The organism is Bradyrhizobium betae, from assembly GCF_004123905.1.
Taxonomy (GTDB): Bacteria; Pseudomonadota; Alphaproteobacteria; order Rhizobiales; family Xanthobacteraceae; genus Bradyrhizobium; species Bradyrhizobium betae_A.
The window spans coordinates 337,839-360,665 of the sequence record NZ_MZXW01000050.1; the positions used below are offsets into that span (position 1 = coordinate 337,839).

Genomic DNA, 22,827 nt, shown 5'->3' on the forward strand with positions numbered 1-22,827 from the left:
AACGGTGTTCATGCGGATCAGACATATCGTCGATCGCAAGGGGACGAACCGCACCATGGTTCGGCTGCGCGCGCTGCTGCGCAGCAACGAGTTCTACCTCATCCCGCTCGCGCTGGTGATCGGCACGCTTGCCGGTGCCATCGTGACGCTGATGGCCGAGATCGCGCAGATCGCGCATGTGGTGATCTACGGTATTCCGATCGACGTTCGTCTCTCCGCCAATACGCGCGTCAGTCCCTGGGCGGCGCTGCTCGCGCCCGCGCTCGGCGGTCTCGCGCTCGGTATCATGGAATGGTGGCGGCGGCGCCTGAAGATTTCCAATGCGGTGGACCCGATCGAGGCCAATGCGCTGCGCGGCGGCAATCTGTCGATGCGCGACAGCGTGGTGGTGTCGAGCCAGACGCTGATCTCCAACGGCTGCGGCGCCTCGGTGGGACTCGAGGCCGGCTATACCCAGATCGGCTCCGGCATCGCCTCGCTACTCGGCAAGTTCTTCAATCTGCGTCGCAACGATTTGCGCCTGATCGTCGGCTGCGGCGCCGCTGCCGCGATCGCAGCCGCGTTCGGCGCGCCCATCACCGGCGCCTTCTACGCCTGCGAGCTGATCGTCGGCGTCTATTCGGTCGGCAGCGCCGCGCCGATCCTGGCGGCCTCGCTGGCGGGCGCGCTGACCGCGCAATGGCTCGGCGGCGCGCCATATTCCATCGAAATACCGAAGGTCAGCGCCGTCGGCATCGAGCAATATCTGACGCTGATCGGGCTTGCGCTCGTCACCAGCGGCGTCGGCATCGCGGTGATGCGCTCCTCCTCGATGTTCGAGCGCCTGTTCAAATGGCTGCCGGTCTGGCTGCGCCCGGTGATCGGCGGCCTCATCGTCGGTAGCTTTGCCATCGTCACGCCGCAGGTGCTCGCGGCTGGCCACGGCGCCATGGTGCTCGACCTCTTTCACGACATGACGATCGGCCTGATCGCGATCATCATCGCCCTCAAGGTGACGGCCTGCCTGATCTCGCTCGCCTCGGGCTTCCGCGGCGGACTGTTCTTTGCCTCGCTGTTCGTCGGTAGCCTGATCGGGAAGTTCTTTGCCGCGGTGCTGTTGCTGATCAGCCCGGAATTCGTGATCGATCCACTGGTGGCGATGCTGACGGGCATGGCGACGCTCGGCGTCGCCATCGTCGGCGGCCCCCTGACCATGTCGTTCCTCGTGCTCGAGATGACGCGCAATGTCGACGTCACCGCCGTGGTGCTGGCCGGCTGCATCGTCACCTCGATCTGCGTCCGCTTCATGTTCGGCCACTCCTTCTCGACCTGGCGCCTGCATCTGCGCGGCGAGACCATCCGCAGCGCCAACGATGTCGGCTGGCTGCGCAACTTGACCGTCGAGCGGCTGATGCGCTCCGATGTCGGCAAGGTGCCGTCGACCACGACGATAGCCGCTGTGCGCCGCGAATTCGCGCTGGGGTCGCGGCCGGGTGTGGTCATCGTCAACAATGCGGACGAATATGTCGGCCTCGTCCTGCTGCCCGACCTGTTCTCCGGCGATCTCGACACCATCGCCGACGACATCCAGGTGATCGAGCTTGCTCGACTGACCGAGATCGTGCTGATCCCGGAAATGAACGTGAAGTCGGCGATGGCGGTGTTCGACGAGGCCGAAGCCGAGATGCTGGCGGTGGTCGATTCCACCGACAGCCGCAAGGTGGTCGGCTTCCTCACCGAAACCTTTGCCCGCCGGCGCTATGTCGAGGAGATCGACAAGGCGACGCGCGGCGTGCTCGGGGCGTTGACGTAGGCTTCGGCTGTCAGCCTGGTTGAGATGGCGAGGCAACGACGCAAGCCACGATCCGGCGGACCAGCGGCAGCATCATCAGCAGCGTTGGAAAGGCGACGAGCCATGACAGCGCCCAGGCGCCCGGCCAGGTCGCCAGGAACGCCGGCGTCGCGCCGAGGCTTTTGAGCGTTGAAATGACCGACACCACGGCTGTCATGAGGATGGACAACACGAACGGCATCACGATCGGCGCATAGCGCGCCGGCAGTTTGCGAACCGCAATCATCTGATTTCTCTTGGGGAATAGGACGCGTCAGTCACAGTGAACCCTGCAAAACGGCATCGATCCCGACGGCGTCGGTTGATGCGTTGGTTCACGTAAAACGCTTACGGCGACCGCAAAAACGGCGCGGCTGTTCATTATCCGCTCAGGTTGGGTGGCGCAAGCTGGATCAGGTCGTTCGGTTTACAATCGTTCAAAGCGTGGCAGATTGCCGCGATCACGAAACCATTTCAGTGGTTTGCGCGTTTTGCGTCGTTTGCTTATGTCTCTTTGGGCGAGAACAGAGGAAGGTCGAAATGAGTGCTAGAGCCATGATTTCCGCGCCGGGCCGCAACATGATGGTGGCGGCGTTCGCAAGCTTCGCCTTGATCGCGGCCTCGGCATCACCCTCGGCTGCGGCGTCCTCAGGGCCGGCCAAGCCGATCTCTGAAAGGGCTGCGACGACAGGTCAGCATTCCTCCAACGCCACTGACTTCAGTGCCGCTCGGCGCCATCGCTATTATCGGCGCGGGCCGAACGCCGCAGGCCTTGCCTTCATGGGCGCGGCGGCGGGCATCATCGGCGGGGTGATCGCCGAGCAGCGGCGCCGTGACTACTATGAGGACAATTATTATTACGGCCCGCGTCCCTATTACGGCGGCCAGGGCTATTACGGCGGCGGACCGTACTACGGCCGCGGCTATTACCAGCCATATTAAGTCACGCGGCCGATTTCGGCGTAGATTCATGGACGACATCGGTTAGATCTGCGGGGAAGCTTCCCGGATTTCGGAAAGGGGCGGTGCTTTGCATCGCCCCTTTTGGTTCTCCGGATGATCGGCCCGCCAGTCGTTCTGTTTCGCCCGCCTGTCAACCCATAGCGCTAAAAATATTCCGCTTTACCGAAATTCGGTTTTGTCGTATGTGTCGCCCATCCCGGCTCATCCTTGAGGGGCGATCTTGTGGTCGTCATTTTCGCGAGCCGGGCTTGCGGTGGACGCGGCAGCGTCGGGCACGAGAGGCGTGGGCGGGGCGGATTGCTCTCCGTGAGCCCAAACTTCGTGCCGACGAGCGGCGCTGTTAGGCTTCGTCTCGCCTGTAAGTTTCCGGCTCCGTCGACAGGGCTGGGAAAACTGCGGCGAAATGGCGGGCCGTGCGTACGGCAAAACCGTGTGGTCCTGGCCGTCGTTGCTACGGTCAAGCCTTTGCGGAGGCGGCATTCGCGTCAACCGGCGCAGTGCCGGTGAATTTCGCGAAGGCGAGGGAGGCCAGAACGAACTCGGCTCCCGGGAGAGCACGGCATAAGCCGTCCAACCACTGCGCAGGGAAGGCCGAGTGATTGGCTACACCTGTATGCCGCTGTGCGGTTCTCTTGCGCTACCTTTCGCGCAGCGGACCGCGGGTGCCAGCCGGCACCCGGCCTTCCCTGCGCCCTCTTGGCTTGAGAGGGTGAAGAGATCAAGCAAAGCTCGGGCGAAATGCGCCGCGAGGCTGCGAAGGCATGTCTGCGAGTTGGTTGACGTAGGATGGGTAGAGCCCTTGCGAAACCCATCATGCTTCCGCGGTGATGAGAGATGATGGGTTTCGCTTCCGCTCTACCCATCCTACAAGTGCGCGTCGGGGAGTTGCGATGCCGCCTCGTACTCCGCCATTGCGAGAAGCTCTTGCGACGAAGCAATCCAGAATCTCTCCGCGGTGGCAGTCTGGATTGCTGCGCTTCGCTCGCAATGACGATGTCGAAAGAACTGGGCTTTATCGCCCTACGTGTCCAGCATTACCGTCCTGCAGGCGCCGACATCGCACCATTTTCGTAGCGCTGCCAGTCTGGTGTGCTCTGCTGCGACGGCCAGAAGGCGTTGGAGTCGCGGACGGACTGAGTGACGGGCGCGGGTTTTGCCTTGCGGGCGTGGTGGCGGTCGTTCGCTGCGGCGGTCTGAATGGTCGCGGCGGCGATCAAGGTCGCGCCGAGAATGGCAAAGGTCTTTCGCATGATTGTTTCTCCCGTGACGGCAGCTCCGGCTATGTGTGTTCGCCGTCACGCAGGACATGGCGACGCGCCCGCCGAATATCAGCCGCGCTGGCTTCACGATCACCATGCGCGGCCATCACGTTGGAGCGAGCAAATTTTTTGGTCCCGGCTAAATATTCGGCAGCCGCACCGGTGGCCCCGATGGACTTGCCCGCCGCAATCCGGTTCAATGGGGCGAATAGGCTCTCAAGGCGACAACGATGTCGAAATATCTGCTGGTTCTTCTCCTGATCGCCTCGCCGGCGGCTGCGCAGGTCAAGCCGACTGCGAAGAGTTCGGCGGCGCATCCCGACCCCTGCGCCCCGATCGGACGGACCGCGGACGGCAAGCTGGTCTATTCCATGAAGTGCGAGAACCTGCCGGCGCCGCCCGCGCCGCCGCCGCAGGCGGAACTCAAGGAGGCGCCGGCTCCGGCCGCCGCCGAGGCGGAGCCGGAGACGCGGCGGAGCGGCATTTTCGGCTGGTCCTACGACCGCAGGTGAGGGCCCAGCGCCCCTTGCGCGAACCTGTCTGGAATGCTCTTTGCTTGAAAATTCCAAGCTTGAAAATACCAAGTGGGGCCTTTCGCCCTCGATCCAGAGAGATGAGATGAGCAAACTCGTTATCCGCGCCGGCGATTTCACCTTCGATGCCCGCTTCGAGGAGCAGGCGGCGCCCAAGACCGTCGCGGCGTTCCGTAAGGCGCTGCCGTTCGAAAGCCACATCATCCATGTGCGCTGGAGCGGCGAAGCGGTGTGGATGCCGCTCGGCGACCTCGATTTCGGCGTCGGTTACGAGAACCACACCAGCTATCCCGCCCCCGGCCAGATCATTCTCTATCCCGGCGGCATCAGCGAGACCGAGATCCTGATGGCCTATGGCGGCGTGAGCTTCGCCAGCAAGATGGGCCAGCTCGCCGGCAATCACTTCATCACCGTGACCTCGGGCCTGGAGAATCTCGCGACCCTCGGCAAGAGCGTGCTGTGGAAGGGCGCTCTCCCGATCCGCTTCGAGGAAGTCTGAGTTGCCGGACGCCCGCTACCCGCGCGATCTCCGCGGTTACGGCCGTAACCCGCCGCATCCGCACTGGCCTGGCAACGCGCAGGTCGCGGTGCAGTTCGTCGTCAATTTCGAGGAGGGCGGCGAGAACAACATCTTGCACGGCGACCGCGCCTCGGAAGCGTTCCTGTCCGACGTGCTCGGCGCACAGCCCTGGCCGGGCCAGCGCCATGCCAATATCGAATCGATGTTCGAATATGGCTCGCGCGCCGGCTTCTGGCGGCTATGGCGGATGTTCAGCGAACGCAAATGGCCGACGACGGTATTTGGCGTCGCGACCGCGCTGAAGCGCAATCCCGAGATCGTCGCGGCGATGAAGGAAGCAGGCTGGGACATCGCAAGCCACAGCCTGAAATGGATCGAGCACAAGGACATGACCGAGGCGCAGGAGCGCGCCGAGATCGCCGAGTCGATCCTCGTGCATACCGAGGCCACCGGATCGCGGCCGCTCGGCTGGTACACCGGGCGCTCCTCGATCAACACCAACCGTCTGTTGATGGAGGAGGGCGGCTTCCTCTATCTCTGCGACTCCTATGCGGACGATCTGCCCTATTGGGTCAAGGGCACGAAGGGCAAGCAGCTCATCATCCCCTACACGCTCGATGCCAACGACATGCGCTTCATCAACCCGCAGGGTTTTGCCGAAGGCGAGCAGTTCTTCACCTATCTGAAGGACGCCTTCGACGTGCTCTATGCCGAGGGGGAGACCGCACCGAAGATGATGTCGGTGGGGCTGCACTGCCGTCTCGCCGGCCGGCCCGGTCGCGCCGCGGGGCTGATCCGTTTCCTCGATTACATCGGCAAGCACGAGCGCGTCTGGGTGCCGACGCGGCTCCAGATCGCGCAGCACTGGCACGACAAGCACGCGCATCTGGCGGCAGACGCGTTCGAGATCGGATAAGGAAGCAATGTCGCAGATCGCCTTGTCTGATCTCAATGTCGCGAGCTTCGACGATTTCGTCGCAGTACTTGAAAACGTCGTCGAATATTCGCCTTGGATTGCCCAAGAAGCCGCGGCGCGCCGTCCGTTTGCCGGCATCAATCCACTGCTCGACGCGATCAAGGCGGCGATCGCGAGCGCTGAGCCCGAGGTGCAACTGGCGCTGATACGTGCGCACCCCGACCTTGCCAACAAGACCCAGCGCGCAGCGGGACTCACGCCTGACTCGAGTGCCGAGCAGAATAGCGCCGGCCTGGACCGTCTGTCGGACGCCGAATACGCGGCCTTCGAGCGGGCGAACAATGCATATCGCGAAAAATTTGGTTTCCCCTATATCGTCTGCGCGCGCCGGCATACCAAGGATTCCATCCTGCGGGACTTCGAAGCGCGGCTGCAGAACATCGCCAAGACCGAGACACGCCGCGCGCTTGAGGAAATCTCTCGTATCGCTGCTCTGCGTCTCGATCAGCTCGTCATCGCCGATGACAAGCTCAAGGTGCACGGCCGGCTTTCGACCCATGTACTGGACAATCACGCCGGCAAGCCCGCGCCGGGTATTCCGGTCGAGCTGGTCGAGCTCGCCGCGCTCGGGGAAAGCCGCGTCATCGCGCGCACTGTCACCAATGCGGATGGCCGTACCGACCAGCCGTTGATCGGCGGCCGTCCGCTGCCGATCGGCCGCTACGAGCTCCGCTTCAGCGTTGCCAAATACTACGCCGAACGAAACGTGCCGCTGTCCGACCCGCCGTTCCTCGACGAGATCCCGCTGCGCTTTGCGATCAGCGAGCCGGAAAATCACTATCACGTGCCGCTGCTGGTCACGCCCTGGAGTTACTCGACCTATCGCGGCAGCTAAACGTGCTGCGCGGATGACGCGACTGCGGCGGCATCCGCTTCAGCCGCGGCGCCGCCGCTCAGGCCGTTGAAGAACGCATTGAGGAGTACCGAGACGATTGCGCAGAGCAGGATTCCGGACTCCAGCAGCGGCTGGAGATCGTGCGGCAGATTCCGGAAGAAGCCGGGTGCTGCGAGCGGGATCAGGCCGAAGCCGATCGAGATCGCGACGATGAAGAGATTGTAGCGGTTGTTGCGGAAATCGACCGAGGTGAGGATGCGCGCGCCTGTCGCTGCGACCATGCCGAACATCACGAGGCCGGCGCCGCCGAGCACCACCAGCGGCACCGCCTCGACCAGCGCGGCGAGTTTTGGCAGCAGCCCGAGCACGAGCATGATGCAGCCGCCCGTGACCGTCACCCAGCGCGAGCGCACGCCGGTGACGGAGACGAGGCCGACATTCTGCGAGAACGAGGTGTAGGGAAAGGTGTTGAAGATGCCGCCGAGCAGCGTACCGACGCCGTCGGCACGCAGGCCCCGGCTCAGGGCTTCGCGGTCGATCGACTTGCCGGTGATGTCGCCGAGCGCGAGGAACATGCCGAGCGACTCGATCATCACCACGATCATGACGACGCACATGGTGATAACAGGCACCAGATGGAATTGCGGCATGCCGAAGCGGAACGGGATCACGATCGCGCCCCAGGACGCCGCCGCGACCTTGTCGAAATGCATCACGCCGAGAACGGTCGCGAGCACGGCGCCGGCGATGATGCCGAGCAGCACGGAGACGTTGGCGAGGAAGCCGGTGCCCCATTTGATCAGGCCGAGAATGAAGAGCAGCACGAACAGCGAGATGCCGAGCCCCTGCAATTGCCCGTAGGCCGGATTGGGAAAGCTGCCGGCGACGCCGTCGACCACCTTCGTCAGCGTCGGCAGGCCGCCGCCGGCCCAGTTGATGCCGACCCGCATCAGCGAGATGCCGATGACGAGAATGATGGTGCCGGTGACCACGGGCGGAAACAGCGGCAGCAGCCGGCTGACGAACGGCGCGACAATGATACCGAACAGGCCAGCCGCGATCACGGAGCCGTAGATGCCGAGCAGGCCGATATCAGGCGCGACCGCCATCGACAGCATCGGGCCGACCGAGGCAAACGTCACGCCCATCATCACGGGCAGGCGGATGCCGACACCGGGAAAGCCGAGACATTGCACCAGCGTCGCAAGTCCGCAGGCGAACAAATCGGCGCTGATCAGGAAGGCGACGTCCTCCGGTGGAAGCTTCAGCGCACGCCCGATGATCAGCGGCACTGCCACCGCGCCGGCATACATCACCAGCACATGCTGGAGCCCGAGCGCCAGGAGGCGCGGGACCGGCAAAACTTCGTCGACGGGATGCACTTCGCCGGTCATGGATCAATCCCCCGAAATATGCCTATCCAAATTTCTCGTGCAGCGCCGGAAACAGCCGGTCCGGCTTGAAAGGTGGTGCGGTGAACCGGATGCCGGTGGCATCCGCGATCGCGTTGCCGAGCGCAGCCGCGACCGGATTGTACGGACTCTCACTCATCGACTTCGCGCCCAGCGGCCCGATGGTGTCCGTCGTCTCGGCGAAGAAGACCTCCGTGCGCGGAACGTCGGCGAAGGAAGGCAAATGGTAGTCGCGGAATTTCGGGTTGGTGACGCGACCGGTCGCGTCGATCACCATCTCCTCGTAGAGCGCGGCACCAAGCGCCTGGGCGACGCCGCCTTCGACCTGGCCGCGGCACTGCATCGGATTGGCGACGACGCCCGCGTCCGCCGCCTGCACGCTCCTGAGAATCTTGAGCTCGCCGGTGCCCTTGTTCACCGCGACGCGAAAACCCTGGACGTTGAAGCCAACCGAGCGCGGTGTGCCGCCGGAATTGCCGTTGGCCACGAGCGGCTGGCCGCGTTCGCGGGCAAGTTTCGCCAGCTCAGCAAAGGGCATCCGTCGCACGCCGCTGACGACCGTCTCGCCTTCGAGCCTGCAAGTTCCGACGTCGCACAGCCAGGCATCTGCAGCCGCCACCTTCAGATCCGTCGCGAGCTGCATCGCCGCTTCATGCGTCGCCTTGCCGGCGACGAAGGTGCCCGCGCTGCCATAGGCGCCGGTGTCGTGGCCGCCATGGGCGGTGTCGGACTGGCGCAAATGGATGCGATCGACGGTGGTCGCCAGCGTCGTCGCCGCGATCTGCCGGTGCACGGTGCTGGTGCCATTGCCGAACTCGGCGGTGCCGACGGTGAGATCGAAGCCGCCCTCGTCATTGAGCGCGATCATGGCGTCCGCGATGTGGCCGGCCGGCGGCACGGTGTCGATCATGGTCAGCGCAACGCCATCGCCGATCAGCCATTCCGGCGACAGATCCGGCTGCGGGCCGTCCGCCTGCATCGCGCGCTCGACGAGGTCGAGACACTGGTCGAGCCCGTAGGAGCCATAGACCACGTCGTGAAATTCGGATGGCGGCGGCGACAGCATGGGGTCGCCTGTTTTGACGACGTTGCGCCGGCGCATCTCGTAGGGGCTGATGCCGAGCTGCTTGGCCAGTTCGTCGATCGCGGCCTCGATCGCAATCTGCGTCTGGGGCAAGCCATAGCCACGAAACGCGCCCGCCGGCACCGTGTTGGTGTAGACGGCAAATCCGTCGACCCGCTTGTTCGGGCAATTGTAGACGGCGATGGACTCGGACAACGAGTGGAACATCACCGGGCCGGCGTGATTGCCGTAAGCGCCGGTGTTGGAGAGCACCTCGAGCTGGAGCGCGGTGAGCTTGCCGTCGGCATCGGCGCCGGCCTTGATGTGGACCCGCATCGGGTGCCGCGTCGATGTCGCGATGAACTGCTCTTCGCGGGTGAGCTCCAGCTTCACCGGACGTCCGGTCTTCAGCGCAGCGAGCGCGAGAATGTCCTCGACGAACATCTCCTGCTTGCCGCCAAAGCCGCCGCCGACGCGCTCGCAGAACACGCGGACCTTGTCCATCGGAAGCTTGAAGATGTCCGACAGCGCCCGCCGGGTTAGGAACGGCACCTGTGTCGACGTGCGGACATTGAGGATGCCCGCCTCATCAAGCCAGGCGAGGCCGCCATGGGTCTCCAGCGCCGCGTGCTGCACGCGATGACTGTGGAAGGTGGCTTCGTACTTGACGGCGGATGTCGCCAGTACAGCCGCAACATCGCCGTACTCGCCATGCGTCTCCGCGACGAGGTTGCGCTTGGCGTCGGCAACACGGTTCTCGGTGGTCCGGTCAGGATGAACGACCGGTGCGCCCGGTGCCATCGCTTGCTCAGGATCGATCAGCGCAGGCAGAATCTCGTAGTCGACCTTGATTCGGCGGCACGCCTCCTCGGCGGCCGCCTCGCTCTCGGCGACGACGGCGGCAACCTTCTGGCCGATGAAACGGACGACGTCGTCGAGGATGCGGGTATCCTCGGGATCCATCCAGTCCTTCTCGTGCCGCGCGGTCGACATCAGCACCGACGGCGCATCCTCATGCGTCAGCACGGCGTGCACGCCGGGAACGTTCAGCGCGTCCGATTTGTCGATCGCGATGATCTTCGCGTGGGCGTGCGGCGAACGCAGCAGCTTGATATGCAGCAGGCCGTCGATAGCAGTGTCGAACGTGTAGCGAGCCTTGCCGCGCACGACGTCGGGGCCTGCGGGGGCCGGCAGGCTGCGGCCGAATGCGGCGCCGGCCTCGACGCTCTCCTCGACATTGTTTTTTCCGAGCAGCGCGTCCTCGATCGCGCGATAGCCGGTGCAGCGGCAGATGTTGCCCTTCAGCGCGGAGCCGAGATCGGTGCGCTGCGCCTGGTTCAGCGAGGCGCAGGTCAGGATCATGCCGGCGGTGCAGAAGCCGCATTGAAAGCCTTGCGCATCGAGGAAAGCCTGCTGCATCGGATGCGCGCCGTGATCGCTGCCGAGCCCTTCGATCGTGGTGACGGCGCGCCCTTCGGCGCGGAAGGCTGGGATCAGGCAGCTATGCACCGGCTCGCCGTCGAGCAGCACAGTGCAGGCACCGCAATCGCCGGCATCGCAGCCCTTCTTGACGCCGAAATGGCCGAGCTCGCGCAGGAACGTGCGCAGGCATTGCCCCGCGCGCGGCTCTTGCGAAAACGGCGTGCCGTTGATCTCGAAGCTCATGAGGACGTCGCTCCGAGAAGTTCGTTGCGGATCTCCTCGGCGAGTCGCAGCGTCATGTGCTTGCGCCAGAGCGGCTTGCCGTGGATGTCGGTATGGTACAGCTGGTCCGTGATCTGTTGCGCGATCGCGTCGCGAAGCGCATTCGCGTCCGGGGCCTTGGGAAAGGACAGTCGGATCGGCCGCACAGTCGATGCAGTCACTGTCAGTGCCAGCGTGCCATCGGCGTCGAGACTGCCGATCAGGAGCGCCGCGGAGCGGCCGACTGGTGCGAGCGAGATCTGGCGAAAGGCCGAACGGCGCTTCAGCACGGCAATCGGGATGTCGATCTGTCGGATCAGGTCGCCTTGCGTCAGACGGTTGCTCTGGTTGCCGGTGACGAAGTCGATGACGGGAACTGTCTGTTCGCCTCCGCCGGCCTTCCAGATCGTGCAGACTCCATCGAGCGCGGATGTGAGCGAGATCATCGGTCCCGCCGGCAGTGACATGCAGAGATTGCCGCCGACGGTCGCGGTCTTCCAGATCTTGAACGAGGCGAGGAAGGCCCGGCAGCACTGGCCGATCAGCGGTGCTGCGAGCCAGTCGGACGGGCAGGCGAAGCCATCGAGCTGTGCGACGGTACAGGTGGCTGCGATGCTGAGATGGGTCTCGGTGACCGTCAGCGCCGGCCATTTCAGATCGGTGAGATCGATCAGCCGAGTGAGGTGCGCCTGCGGCTCCGAGAACAGCCAGGTGCCGCCTGCGAGCCAAGCATCACCGGCCGTCCAAGCGGGCAGGTCGCAGCGCGTTTGCGGATGGGCCACCGTCGTGATGGTATTCAAATCCATGGCTGCGCCGTGCTTGCATCGAGTGAATCGAACAGAGAGAAAGTGTTGCAAGACCAGCGCCAAGTGGCAACAACAACTCGCGGTGATAATGCTCTCGGGCTGGCCTCCGCCTTGCAGGCCCGCCTTCGGCGGATATGAGGAGAACTGGGATCATGAGCGACGCAAAGCCGATCTGGATCAGGGATCCCCTGGCCATCCTCGCCGACGGCGCCGAGCGCGGGATCGTGGTGAAGGACGGCCAGATCGTTGAGCTGGTGCCGGCCGGCGGCACGCCTGCGACGGCCGATGTCGCGGTGTTCGATGCGGGCGAGCATGTCGTGCTGCCGGGCCTGATCAACACCCATCATCACTTCTACCAGACCTTGACCCGCGCGCTGCCGGCGGCGATGGACCGCGAGCTGTTTCCCTGGCTCCAGGCGCTCTACCCGGTATGGGCGAAGCTGACGCCGGAGCGGCTGCAGCTCGGCGTCACCGTGGCGATGTCCGAGCTGCTCCTCTCGGGCTGCACCACGACGACGGATCATCACTACGTCTTCCCGGCGGGGCTCGAGGAGTCCGTCGATATCGAAGTCGACGTCGCAAAGCGGCTTGGCATGCGCGTGCTGCTGACACGCGGCTCGATGAACCTGTCGCAACGTGACGGCGGCCTGCCGCCTGACAGCGTCGTGCAGGACGAGGACACGATCCTCGCCGACAGCGCGCGCGTGGTGGCCAAGCATCACCAGCGTGGTGCGGATGCGATGGTGCAGATTGCGCTCGCACCATGCTCGCCGTTCTCGGTGACGACGTCGTTGATGCGCGCCACCGCCGATCTCGCCGACAGGCTCGACGTGCGCCTGCACACCCATCTCGCCGAGACCGAGGACGAGAACAAATTCTGCCAGCAGATGTATGGCTGCCGTCCGCTCGACTATCTCGAGCAATGCGGCTGGCTCAATGCGCGGACCTGGCTCGCCCACGGCATCTTCTTCAATGCCGACGAGATGAAGCGGCTGGGCAAGGCCAAGACGACCATCAGCCATTGCGCGTGCAGCAACCAGCTTCTGGCGTCGGGTTGCTGCCCAGTCTGCGAGATGGAGGAGGCCGGTGTCGGGATCGGCATCGGCGTGGACGGCTCGGCCTCGAACGACGGATCGAACCTGATGCAGGAGGTCCGGGCGGCATTCCTGCTGCAACGGGCGCGCTACGGGGTGACCAAGGTCAGCCACAAGGATGCGCTGCGCTGGGCCACCAAGGGCTCGGCGGCCTGTGTCGGCCGGCCGGAACTCGGCGAGATCGCCGTCGGCAAAGCGGCTGACCTCGCGCTGTTCAAGCTCGACGAGCTGCGCTTCTCCGGCCATGGCGATCCCTTGGCCGCATTGGTGCTGTGCGGGGCGCATCGGGCCGATCGGGTGATGGTCGCGGGAAAATGGGCCGTGATCGACGGTGCGATCCCGGGACTGGATGTTGCTGAGCTCATCCACCGCCACAGTTCCGCGGCGCGGGCTATGCAGGCGGGATAGTCCAGCCAGAGTAGAAAGAGGGGGCGACCACAAGTGCCGGGTGCTTCTGGCCACCCCCTCCGAACCTCCTCCGGGAGGAGCAGGTGATTTAGTCAATGCAAGAAGCGTGCTACTTGCCGGGCAGCTTGTCGTCGATGCCCTTGACGTAGAAATTCATGCCGAGGATCTGGCCGGCGTCGAGATTGGCGCCGCCCTTGCACTCGATCTCCTTGCCGTCCTGCCCAATGACCGGGCACTTGAACGGATGCAGCTTGCCCGAGGTGATCGCGGCCTGAGCATCCTCGGCGATCTTCTTCACGTCGTCAGGCATGTTGGTGTAGGGCGCCATCGCGAACATGTGGCTGTCGAGGCCGCCCCAAGTGTCCTCGGACTTCCAGGTACCGGCAAGCTCCGCCTTGACGCGCTCGATGTAGTAGGGGCCCCAGGTGTCGAGGATCGAGGTCAGCTGGGTCTTGGGACCGAACTTGATCATCTCGGAATCCTGGCCGAAGGCGAGCTTGCCGCGTTCGCTGGCAATCTGCATCGCGGCGGGCGAATCCGTGTGCTGCATGATGACGTCGGCGCCCTGGTCGATCAGCGCCTTGGCGGCGTCGGCCTCCTTGCCAGGGTCGAACCAGGTGTTGGCCCAGATGATCTTGACCTTGATGTTCGGGTTGATGGTCTGCGCCGCCAGGATCGTCGCGTTGATGCCGGAGACGACCTCCGGAATCGGGAACGAGCCGATATAGCCGAGTACGCCGGACTTCGACATCTTGGCCGCGATCAGGCCCTGGATGTAGCGGCCCTGATACCATTTGGCCGAATAGGTCGACATGTTCTTGTCGCGCTTGTAGCCGGTCGAGTGCTCAAAATGCACGTTCGGATATTTCTTGGCGACCTTCAGCGTCGGATCCATGTAGCCGAACGACGTGGTGAAGATCAGCTTGTTGCCGGCGCGAACGAGCTGCTCGATGGCGCGCTCGGCGTCGGGACCTTCGGGCACGTTCTCGAGATAGGTGGTCTCGATCTTGTCGCCCAGCTCCTTGACGAGAGCCTGGCGGCCGACGTCGTGCTGGTAGGTCCAGCCGAGGTCTCCGATCGGACCGAGGTAAATGAAACCGACTTTCAGCTTGTCGGCGGCGGAGGCTGCACTGACGCTTCCGGCAAGCAGAAGGCCGGCAGCGAGCGCAAGAACTGATTTCCTCATCATCAATCTCCAAACATCAGGGGAAAGCCACGATCCGCAAAATGCGCGCCCCATCGCGCACCTCGCGGAAATGAAACTCAGCGGTCAGGCACGAACACGGTGCCGAGCGCGGCCGGCGCGGTCGAACCGCCGGTGCGTGCACGGGAGAGCAGGACCAGCACGATGACGGTCGCGAGATAAGGCAGCGCCGACATGAATTGCGAGGGAATGCCGACGCCCCAGCCTTGTGCATGCAGTTGCAGGATCGTCACCGCGCCGAACAGATAAGCGCCGATCACGAGCCGGCCCGGCCGCCAGGACGAGAACACGACGAGCGCCAGCGCGATCCAGCCGCGGCCTGCGGTCATGCCGGGAATGAAGAACGGCGTGTAGGCGAGTGGCAAATAAGCGCCGGCAAGCCCGGCGCAGGCGCCGCCGAACATCACCGCGAAGGTGCGGATGCGCAGCACTGGGTAGCCGAGCGCATGCGCGGAGACGTGGTTGTCGCCGCAGGCGCGCAGGATCAGCCCCGCCCGCGTGCGGTACAGGAACAACCAGACGCCGACGATCAGCGCCAGCGAGAAATAGACGAAGGCATCTTCGCCGAACAGCACGCGACCGATCAGCGGGATGTCCGTGAGGCCGGGAATGTAGAGATGCATTGCCGGCGTAATGCGTTCGCCGACGAAGCCGGCGCCGATCAGGCCGGAGAGACCGACGCCGAGGATGGTCAGCGCGAGACCCGTCGCGACCTGGTTGACCGCGAGTCCGAGCGCCATCAGCGCGAAGACCAGCGACATCAGCGTGCCCGCGACGATGCCGAACAGCGCGCCGATGAAGATCGAGCCGGTCAGCCATGCCCCGCCAAAGCCGCAGGCCGCGCCGACGATCATCATGCCCTCGACGCCGAGATTGAGCACGCCGGAGCGCTCGGTCACGAGCTCGCCGGTCGCTGCGAGCAGCAGCGGCGTCGATGCCGCGAGGACCGCGAGGACGATGGCTTCAATGAGTTCCACTGGCCACCTGTCGGTTCGGGAACACTAGCTTGAAGCGGTAGAGAATGAGGGAGTCGCAGGCGAGCACGTAGAACAACAGAATGCCCTGAAATACCTTGGTGACATCCAACGGGATCTTCATCGCGATCTGCGCCTGCTCGCCGCCGATAAAGGTCAATGCGAGAAAAAGGCCTGCAATTAATATTCCTAGCGGGTTCAGACGGCCGAGGAAGGCGACGATGATCGCGGTAAAACCGTAGCCCGGCGAGATGCCGGGCTGCAGATGGCCGACCGGACCCGCGACCTCGATGATACCGGCAAGACCCGCAAGCGCGCCCGATACCGCGAAGGTCAGGATGATCAACTGGTTGGCGTTGAAGCCGCCGAACCGCGCGGCGCGGGGCGCCGCGCCGACCACGCGGATCTCAAAACCCTTGATGGTTCGTCCGAGCAGGATTGCGGCTCCTGCGACGACGAGCAGCGCGATGATTGAGCCGAGATGCAGCCGGCCGCCTTCGATCAATAGCGGCACCGTCGCGACCGGATCGAATTCGGCAGTGGTCGGAAAATTGAAACCGTGCGGATCACGCCAAGGGCCGCGCACGAGATAGTCGAGGAAGAGATCGGCGACATAGACCAACATCAGGCTGGTCAGGATTTCGCTGGCGCCGAACTTGACCTTGCAGATCGCCGGGATCAGCGCATAGAGCGCGCCCGCGGCTGCCGCGAGCACGAACATCGCAGGCAGCACCCACACACCGGCGTCGGTGCCTTGCGTCTTCACCGCGATCCAGCTTCCGGCGACCGCGCCGATCAGGAACTGCCCCTCCGCGCCGATGTTCCAGGCGTTGGCGAGATAGCAGAGCGACAGACCGATTGCGATCATCACCAGCGGCGTCGCCTTCACCGCGATCTCCTGCAGCGAATAGCCGTCGGTCAAGGGTGCGATGAAATAGGCATGCAGCGCGAGCAGGGGATTTTTGCCGAGGATCGCGAACAGGATGGTCATGGTGACGATCGTCAGCCCGATCGCGATCAGCGGCGAGACCAGCGCGATAGTGTTGGAGCGTTCGGCGCGCTTCTCAAGCACCAACTGCATGCGCGGCCTCCTTCGTGTCGAGGCTGCTGCCGCCCATGAGAAGGCCGAGCTTTTCGCGGCTCGCATCAGCGGTGGCGAGCGGCGCTGAAAGGTGGCCGTGGAACATCACCGCAATGCGGTCGGCGATTTCGGCGAGCTCGTCGAGATCCTGGCTGGTGACGAGCACGGCGGCGCCCGCGGTTGCGAGATCGAGCAGCGCCTGGCGGATGACGGCGGCGGCGCCGGCATCGACGCCCCAGGTCGGCTGGCTGACCACCAGCACCGCAGGGTTGCGCAGGATCTCGCGTCCGACGATGAATTTTTGCAGATTGCCGCCCGAAAGGGATGCTGCTTCCGGATCGCGCTTGGCCTTGCGCACGTCAAACGTTTCGGTCGCGCGATCGACCGTTTTCAGCGTGGCCGCGGTGTCGATGAAGCCGTGATGGACCATGCCGCTGGCGGCGTGCCCGGTGAGCAACGCGTTCTCCGACAGCTTCATGCGCGGCGCGGTGCCGTGGCCGAGCCGCTCCTCGGGCACGAAAGCGGCGCCGAGCTTGCGCCGCTGCGTGATCGAGAGGTGGCCGGCGGCAATGCCCTCGATCACCACCGTGCCGGGGTCCTTCGAGAGGCGCTCACCGGAGAGCGCGGCGAACAGCTCGTCCTGGCCGTTGCCGGCAACGCCGGCAATGCCGAGGATTTCACCGCCCTTGAGTTCGAACGAGATGTGCTCGAGCCGCACGCCATGCGCCTCGCCCGGCGCGAGCGAGAGATCGTTGACGACGAGGCGCGGCACCGTGGTCTTCCGGCCGGCCGCTGCCTTCACCTCCTTGATCTCGCCGCCAACCATCATGCGCGCAAGCGAGGCCGCGGTCTCGAGCCTGGGATTGCAAGTGTCCACCTTCTTGCCGCCGCGCAGGATCGTGGCGGTGTCGCACAGGCGCTTCACCTCCTCGAGCTTGTGGCTGATGTAGAGGATGGCGCGGCCTTCGGCTTTGAGGCGTTCCAGCACGATGAAGAGCTGGTCGGCTTCCTGCGGCGTCAGGACCGCGGTGGGCTCGTCCAGGATCAGGAATTTCGGGTCCTGCATCAGCGCGCGCACGATCTCGATGCGCTGGCGCTCGCCGACCGAGAGTTGCCAGACCTCGCGTTTGGGATCGAGCGGCAGTCCATAGGTCTTCGACACCTGCTCCAGCCGCGCCGACATGTCCTTGAAGGATTCCTTGCCGTCGAGGCCGAGCGCGACGTTCTCGGCGACGGTGAGATTGTCGAACAGCGAGAAATGCTGGAACACCATACCGATGCCGCGGCTGCGTGCTTCGGACGGGCCCGACAGCACGATCGGCTGGCCCTGCCAGCGAATTTCGCCGGCGCTGGGCTGGATCAGCCCGTAGATTGCCTTCACCAGCGTCGACTTGCCGGCGCCGTTCTCGCCGAGCAGGGCGTGGATTTCGTTCGGCCAGATATCGATGTCGATGGAATCGTTGGCGAGGAAATCGCCATAGCGCTTGGTGAGCCCGAGCGTCTGAAGCAACGGGGACTCGCCGGAATGCAGGCCGTTAGGCGTCGGATCTAACATTCGCTGATGCGCTTGCATGGGGTGAAGTGCCTCAATACTGGGCTAGTTTGAACCGCCGCGTAAGGTGTGAAAAAGCGTCATCCCTTGCTCAACGCTTCGGCAGGTGGCCGGTGTCGCGAGTCGCGGCCCGCGCCGGCCGATGATTGTCCCCAGCCGGTATTCGAAAGCGGCTTTGCGTCTTCTCCCCCGAGCGAAGCCTGTTGTAAATTTGTGACGGTTTAAACCAAATCGGAACCCGCTGTGCAGGCTTGACGTGAAGTTGAGCAAGATCGCGCCAGCGCGCGTATGCAATTCCGTCCCGACGCGACGGACGTCGCGGACGATGATGTTCGCACTCCCAGACCGACGTGAAAGACAAGCAAAATCAAACGGGAATGTCCGGCAAGGATAGACATCGTGTTGCCGTGCGCAGGCGATCGCGAAACAGAAAACCCCTCAAGATTCCGCAGTGAGGCGCTATCGCCTGCCAAAACATGCGGCATGCCTTGAAAAAAGTTGAGGCTTCTCACCCCGGGATATCGGCGCAAGTGTCGCACCCAAGGGACGTTCATTTTTACGTGTCCAAACTTGGGGGTATTCAGGATGTCGTTTCGTTTCAAGGCAGTTGCAGCCGCCGCGCTGTCACTTGCCACGCTCGCCACCTCTGGCCTGGCTCAGGCAGCGGATCTGACGGTCAAGGCCCCCAAGAAGGCGGCGGACCTCCCGTTCTTCCTGGTGATCGACAACCGCGTGTCATTCTCCTGGATGCCCAAGGGCACCGACCCCGGTATGTGGAGCGTTCGTCCCGACGGCAGCATCAACGGCACCACCGCCAAGCAGGTCTACTCCTTCACCCATTTCGACCTCTGGCAGTACGGCACCAACTTCTTCACCATCTCGATGTTCAAGTCGGGCAAGAACGACCCTGCCAATCCCTGCACCGCGCCGGGCGTGACCATCACCGGCGGTGCCGCCGACTGCGCCGGCGCGACCGAGATCTACGGCCTGTTCCGCTCGACGTTCGGCTGGAACGAGATCTTCAACACCAAGGCCTTCACGATGGGGCCGCTGCACAACATCTCGTTCGAAGTCGGCATGGACGCCAACACCGAGAACAACTTCCTGGCGCCCGCCAAGCGCGACGTCGTCGCCGGTCTCCAGTTCGCCTTCGACCTTCCCTACAAGGGCTACATCAACGTCGCGCCGTTGATGTATTACGAGTTCCTCAACCACAACGCCTTCACCCAGTGCGGCCTGTTCGGTGCCGGCGTTGCGGGCGTGACCTGTAATTCGGACGGCAATGTCAGCTACAAGCCGACCTGGGCCGTTGAAATCAACTACTACATGGACCTCGGCTTCCTGCCGCCGAACATGCAGTTCTGGTCGATCAGCGGCCGCGCCGGCTGGTATGGCCCGAAGGGCGACTCGAACGGCCTGCCCGCGCTCTCCGGCATCGGCCGCTTCTCCACGACGTCCAAGACCGAGCTGAACAGCGAACCGATCCGCCTGACTTTCGACGCCTCGAAGGCGGTCTGGGGTGACAAGTACTCGCACTTCGTCGACCTCTGGGTTGCCTATCGCTACTGGCAGAACAAGTTCGGCCTCGACCACAACGCGATGCCCGGCGTCTGCACCGTCGCGGCGACCGGCCAGAGCACCAAGAGCTGCACCGAGTCCACGGTTTACGGTGGCGTGACGGTGAAGTTCTGATCGGCTGAAAATCTTAAAGATCGGATGGCGCCGCGCAGGGAATGCGCGGCGCCATTTTCTTGTGTTCACCTCGCCCCGCTAGCGGGGAGAGGTCGGATCGCATCGTCAGATGCGATCCGGGTGAGGAGGACTCACCGGGAGTCCAACTCTCACGGTGTTTGCGGAAGCAGCCCCTCACCCCAACCCTCTCCCCGCAAGAGCGGGGCGAGGGGGCGCATCGAGCTCGCGGCGACTACTTCGTCCAAACACCGTCGTGCAGCGCTTCGGCTTCGTCTTCCAGCAGCGGGCCGACGACCTCCGTCGGCCGCTGGCCGCTCGCGAAGACCTCGCGGCAGGGCAGATCGAGCGTCGGGTTCTCGGGATGGTTGCCGGTGACGCCGCGCAAGCGGTGCTCGCTGAGGCCGTAGACGACGCGGCCGATGCCGGCCCAGTAAATCGCGCCGGCGCACATCGCGCATGGTTCTGCGGAGGAATAGAGCGTGGCCTTCGCCAGTACCTCGCGGGCAAGCGTGCGGCAGGCCTGAGTGGCCGCGAGGCGCTCGGCATGCGCGGTGCCGTCGTGATCCGGCATGTAGCCGTTCTCGGTCTCGATCAGCACTTGGCCGTCGGCATCGACGACGATGCAGCCGAAGGGGTGGTTGCCATGGGTGAGGGAACGGCCGGCGACCGCGAAGGACAAGCGCAAAAAGTGCTCGTCGCGTTCGGCTGTACCGCTCATTGCCACTCCCAGGTCAGTGCCCCGCCATGTGCCGGCCGACCACGGTGAGGTCGGCTTCGCTGGTCCGTGCTTCATACACGAATTCGCCGTGGAACATCACCACCAGCCGGTCGGAGAGTTCGAGCAATTCGTCGAGGTCCTCGCTGACGAGCAGCACCGCGGCGCCGCGGTTGCGCGCGGCCATGATCTCGGCGTGGATCTGCGCCACCGCGGCGAAGTCGAGGCCGAAGCAGGGATTGGCTGCGATCAGCACCTCCACGTCGCCCGCAAGCTCGCGGGCGAGCACGGCGCGCTGGACGTTGCCGCCTGACAGCGCCGAGATCGGCGTATCGGGCGTGCGGGTCTTGATCTTGTACTGGCCGATCTTCTTCTTCGCGTCGTCGCGGAAGGCGCCGCGATTGAGCCACCAGCCGCCGCTGGCGAACGGCGCGCGGTCGAACTCGCGGAAGGCGATGTTGTCGGCAACGCTCATGCCGCCGACACAGGCGTTCTTCAGCGGCTCCTCGGGGAGGAGCGACATCCTGTGGCAGCGCATCTCCTCGCGGCTGGCGCGATAGGGATCGCCTGCGACCCGGACCTCGCCGCTCTCGGCCTCGCGCTGGCCCGCCAGCACCTCGACGAGCTGGCGCTGACCGTTGCCGGAGACGCCGGCGATGCCGACGATCTCGCCGGCACGGACCGTGAGCGACACATCGTGCACGGCGACGGCGCCGGTATCGTCGAGCGCACGGACTTTCGCCAGCTCCAGCCGTGCTTGGCCGGCTTCGCCGGTGCGCGGCGGCTGAACCGTCAGCTCCTCGGCGCCGATCATGGTGCGCGCCATCGCATCCGGCGTGAGCTCCGCGACCTTGCCGGCTCCGGCGAGCTTCCCGCGGCGCAGGATGGTGACCTCATCGGCGAAGGCCATCACCTCGCGGAATTTGTGCGTGATCATCAAGATGGTCAGCTCGCCCTTCACGACCATGTCGCGGAGCATGCCGAGCACTTCGTCGGCCTCTGCCGGCGTCAGCACCGAGGTCGGCTCGTCCAGGATCAGGAAGCGGCGCTTCAGGTAGAGCTGCTTGAGGATCTCGCATTTCTGGCGTTCGCCAGCGGAGATGTCGGAGACCCTTGCGCCGAGCGGGACCTTGAACGGCATGCGCGCCAGGAAGGCCTCGAGCTCCTTCATCTCCTTCGGCCAGTTCACCACGGCCGGCACATCGTCGCGCGCCAGCACCAGGTTCTCCGCGACCGTCATCGCCGGCACCAGTGTAAAATGCTGGTAGACCATGCCGAGGCCGAGCGCGTGGGCGTCCTTCGGGTTGGCGATGGCCTGCTCGCGGTCCCCGACGATGATGTCGCCTTCGGTCGCGTGGTAATAGCCCATGATGCATTTGACGAGGGTGGACTTTCCGGCGCCGTTCTCGCCGAGCAGGGCGTGGAACGAGCCCGGGCGCACCTTCAGCTCGACATTGTCGAGCGCCAGGAAGTCGCCGAACCGCATGGTCATGGCGATGGCGTCGACGCCGAAGGCGCCTGAAGGGGGAACCGGCTCGCCGATGATCACGAAATCGCTCCGATGAAGGCATCGGAGGTCGAGACGGCTCCGAACACGCCGCCCTGCATCTTGATCATCTTGAGCGCATGCTCGTGGTTGCTCTTGTCGGTCGCGCCGCAGCAATCGTGCAGCAGCACGCATTCGAAGCCGCGGTCGTTGGCCTCGCGCATGGTGGTGTGGACGCAGACGTCGGTTGTGATGCCCGTCAGCACGATGTTCTCGATGCCGCGCACCCGCAGGATCAGCTCCAGATCGGTGGCGCAGAACGAGCCTTTGCCGGGTTTGTCGATGATGGGCTCACCCGGCAGCGGTGCAAGCTCCTCGATGATGTCCCAGCCGGGCTCGCCGCGCACTAGGATACGGCCGCACGGGCCGGCATCGCCGATGCCGGCGCCGATCTGGCGCGAGCGCCAGCGCTTGTTGGCGGGCAGATCGGAGAGATCGGGGCGATGGCCTTCGCGGGTATGGATGATGTGGAAGCCTTGGGCGCGCATTGCCGTGAGCAGCTTCTTGATCGGCTCGATCGGGGCCCGCGTCAGCGAGAGGTCGTAGCCCATCTTGTCGACATAGCCGCCGACGCCGCAGAAATCGGTCTGCATGTCGATGATAACAAGCGCGGTGTTCTCGGGGCGGAGATCGCCGTTATAGGGCCAGGCATAGGGCTCGGACTTGATATAGCGCTCGGGCATGGACGACCTCGTTGCGTG

At 64.5% G+C, this 22,827-nt stretch carries 20 protein-coding genes; 8 read left to right on the forward strand and 12 right to left on the reverse strand.

Translation table 11 applies throughout. The annotated features are described in order from the left end of the window. The first annotated feature begins 4 nt into the window (after window positions 1-4). On the forward strand, window positions 5-1,792 hold the full coding sequence (locus B5V03_RS34090) for a chloride channel protein (RefSeq protein WP_129274744.1): 1,788 nt from the start codon (window positions 5-7) through the stop codon (window positions 1,790-1,792). A gap of 10 nt (window positions 1,793-1,802) precedes the next feature. Here the strand turns inward: B5V03_RS34090 and B5V03_RS34095 are convergent, their stop codons facing one another. Continuing rightward, window positions 1,803-2,057, reverse strand: coding sequence for a DUF2798 domain-containing protein (locus B5V03_RS34095; RefSeq protein ID WP_129274745.1), 255 nt, complete (start codon window positions 2,055-2,057; stop codon window positions 1,803-1,805). Window positions 2,058-2,350: 293 nt separating this feature from the next. Between B5V03_RS34095 and B5V03_RS34100 the strand changes: the two genes are divergently transcribed. Further along, a complete protein-coding gene (locus tag B5V03_RS34100; RefSeq protein ID WP_129274746.1) occupies window positions 2,351-2,752 on the forward strand; it encodes a hypothetical protein in 402 nt (133 codons plus the stop codon). 1,055 nt (window positions 2,753-3,807) lie between these two features. Here B5V03_RS34100 and B5V03_RS34110 read toward each other — a convergent pair. Beyond that, window positions 3,808-4,023, reverse strand: a complete 216-nt coding sequence (locus B5V03_RS34110) for a hypothetical protein (protein WP_129274747.1) — start codon at window positions 4,021-4,023, stop codon at window positions 3,808-3,810. Window positions 4,024-4,262: 239 nt separating this feature from the next. Here B5V03_RS34110 and B5V03_RS34115 point away from each other — a divergent pair, with 239 nt between their 5' ends. From B5V03_RS34115 to uraD, 4 genes are all read left to right on the forward strand, one after another. Further along, complete coding sequence (locus B5V03_RS34115; protein ID WP_129274748.1) at window positions 4,263-4,544, forward strand: hypothetical protein; 282 nt, start codon at window positions 4,263-4,265, stop codon at window positions 4,542-4,544. A 106-nt stretch (window positions 4,545-4,650) separates the two neighbouring features. After that, a complete protein-coding gene (locus tag B5V03_RS34120; RefSeq protein ID WP_092022597.1) occupies window positions 4,651-5,064 on the forward strand; it encodes a DUF3830 family protein in 414 nt (137 codons plus the stop codon). Window position 5,065: 1 nt separating this feature from the next. Further along, window positions 5,066-6,001 carry an allantoinase PuuE gene (gene puuE, locus B5V03_RS34125; RefSeq protein ID WP_129274749.1) on the forward strand — a complete coding sequence of 312 codons (936 nt, stop codon included), beginning with the start codon at window positions 5,066-5,068 and terminating at the stop codon, window positions 5,999-6,001. A 7-nt stretch (window positions 6,002-6,008) separates the two neighbouring features. After that, entirely contained in the window at window positions 6,009-6,896 is an 888-nt protein-coding gene (gene uraD / locus B5V03_RS34130; RefSeq protein WP_129274750.1) for a 2-oxo-4-hydroxy-4-carboxy-5-ureidoimidazoline decarboxylase, read from the forward strand. Here the strand turns inward: uraD and B5V03_RS34135 are convergent. From B5V03_RS34135 to B5V03_RS34145, 3 genes are read right to left on the reverse strand one after another with little or no spacing between them, the layout of a single operon-like run. Further along, complete coding sequence (locus B5V03_RS34135) at window positions 6,893-8,290, reverse strand: nucleobase:cation symporter-2 family protein (protein WP_129274751.1); 1,398 nt, start codon at window positions 8,288-8,290, stop codon at window positions 6,893-6,895. The genes uraD and B5V03_RS34135 overlap by 4 nt on opposite strands. Before the next feature lie 22 nt (window positions 8,291-8,312). Beyond that, entirely contained in the window at window positions 8,313-11,036 is a 2,724-nt protein-coding gene (locus tag B5V03_RS34140) for a molybdopterin-dependent oxidoreductase (RefSeq protein ID WP_129274752.1), read from the reverse strand. Further along, complete coding sequence (locus B5V03_RS34145) at window positions 11,033-11,860, reverse strand: FAD binding domain-containing protein (protein ID WP_129274753.1); 828 nt, start codon at window positions 11,858-11,860, stop codon at window positions 11,033-11,035. The genes B5V03_RS34140 and B5V03_RS34145 overlap by 4 nt, the downstream gene beginning before the upstream one ends. A 152-nt stretch (window positions 11,861-12,012) precedes the next feature. Between B5V03_RS34145 and B5V03_RS34150 the strand changes: the two genes are divergently transcribed. Beyond that, a complete protein-coding gene (locus B5V03_RS34150) occupies window positions 12,013-13,362 on the forward strand; it encodes an 8-oxoguanine deaminase (protein WP_164988467.1) in 1,350 nt (449 codons plus the stop codon). A 109-nt stretch (window positions 13,363-13,471) separates the two neighbouring features. On the opposite strand, the gene B5V03_RS34155 is transcribed toward B5V03_RS34150, so the two are convergent. From B5V03_RS34155 to B5V03_RS34170, 4 genes are all read right to left on the reverse strand, one after another. After that, the gene (locus tag B5V03_RS34155; protein ID WP_164988468.1) at window positions 13,472-14,548 is read right to left on the reverse strand and encodes a BMP family ABC transporter substrate-binding protein; all 1,077 of its coding nucleotides are present in this window, start codon (window positions 14,546-14,548) and stop codon (window positions 13,472-13,474) included. Window positions 14,549-14,625: 77 nt separating this feature from the next. After that, window positions 14,626-15,543, reverse strand: a complete 918-nt coding sequence (locus B5V03_RS34160; RefSeq protein WP_129274756.1) for an ABC transporter permease — start codon at window positions 15,541-15,543, stop codon at window positions 14,626-14,628. Beyond that, entirely contained in the window at window positions 15,530-16,621 is a 1,092-nt protein-coding gene (locus tag B5V03_RS34165) for an ABC transporter permease (protein ID WP_129274757.1), read from the reverse strand. The genes B5V03_RS34160 and B5V03_RS34165 overlap by 14 nt, the downstream gene beginning before the upstream one ends. Continuing rightward, the gene (locus tag B5V03_RS34170) at window positions 16,605-18,176 is read right to left on the reverse strand and encodes an ABC transporter ATP-binding protein (protein WP_129274758.1); all 1,572 of its coding nucleotides are present in this window, start codon (window positions 18,174-18,176) and stop codon (window positions 16,605-16,607) included. The genes B5V03_RS34165 and B5V03_RS34170 overlap by 17 nt, the downstream gene beginning before the upstream one ends. Before the next feature lie 582 nt (window positions 18,177-18,758). Between B5V03_RS34170 and B5V03_RS34175 the strand changes: the two genes are divergently transcribed. Beyond that, window positions 18,759-19,865, forward strand: coding sequence for a hypothetical protein (locus B5V03_RS34175; protein ID WP_129274759.1), 1,107 nt, complete (start codon window positions 18,759-18,761; stop codon window positions 19,863-19,865). A 232-nt stretch (window positions 19,866-20,097) separates the two neighbouring features. Here B5V03_RS34175 and B5V03_RS34180 read toward each other — a convergent pair whose 3' ends face one another. The 3 genes from B5V03_RS34180 to biuH are packed head-to-tail and all read right to left on the reverse strand — an operon-like array spanning window position 20,098 to window position 22,809. Next, a complete protein-coding gene (locus tag B5V03_RS34180) occupies window positions 20,098-20,583 on the reverse strand; it encodes a nucleoside deaminase (protein ID WP_129274760.1) in 486 nt (161 codons plus the stop codon). Between the two features lie 13 nt (window positions 20,584-20,596). Then, a complete protein-coding gene (locus tag B5V03_RS34185) occupies window positions 20,597-22,129 on the reverse strand; it encodes an ABC transporter ATP-binding protein (RefSeq protein WP_129274761.1) in 1,533 nt (510 codons plus the stop codon). Further along, entirely contained in the window at window positions 22,126-22,809 is a 684-nt protein-coding gene (biuH, locus tag B5V03_RS34190) for a biuret amidohydrolase (protein ID WP_129274762.1), read from the reverse strand. Before biuH ends, B5V03_RS34185 begins: the two co-directional genes overlap by 4 nt. Between the last annotated feature and the right edge of the window lie 18 nt (window positions 22,810-22,827).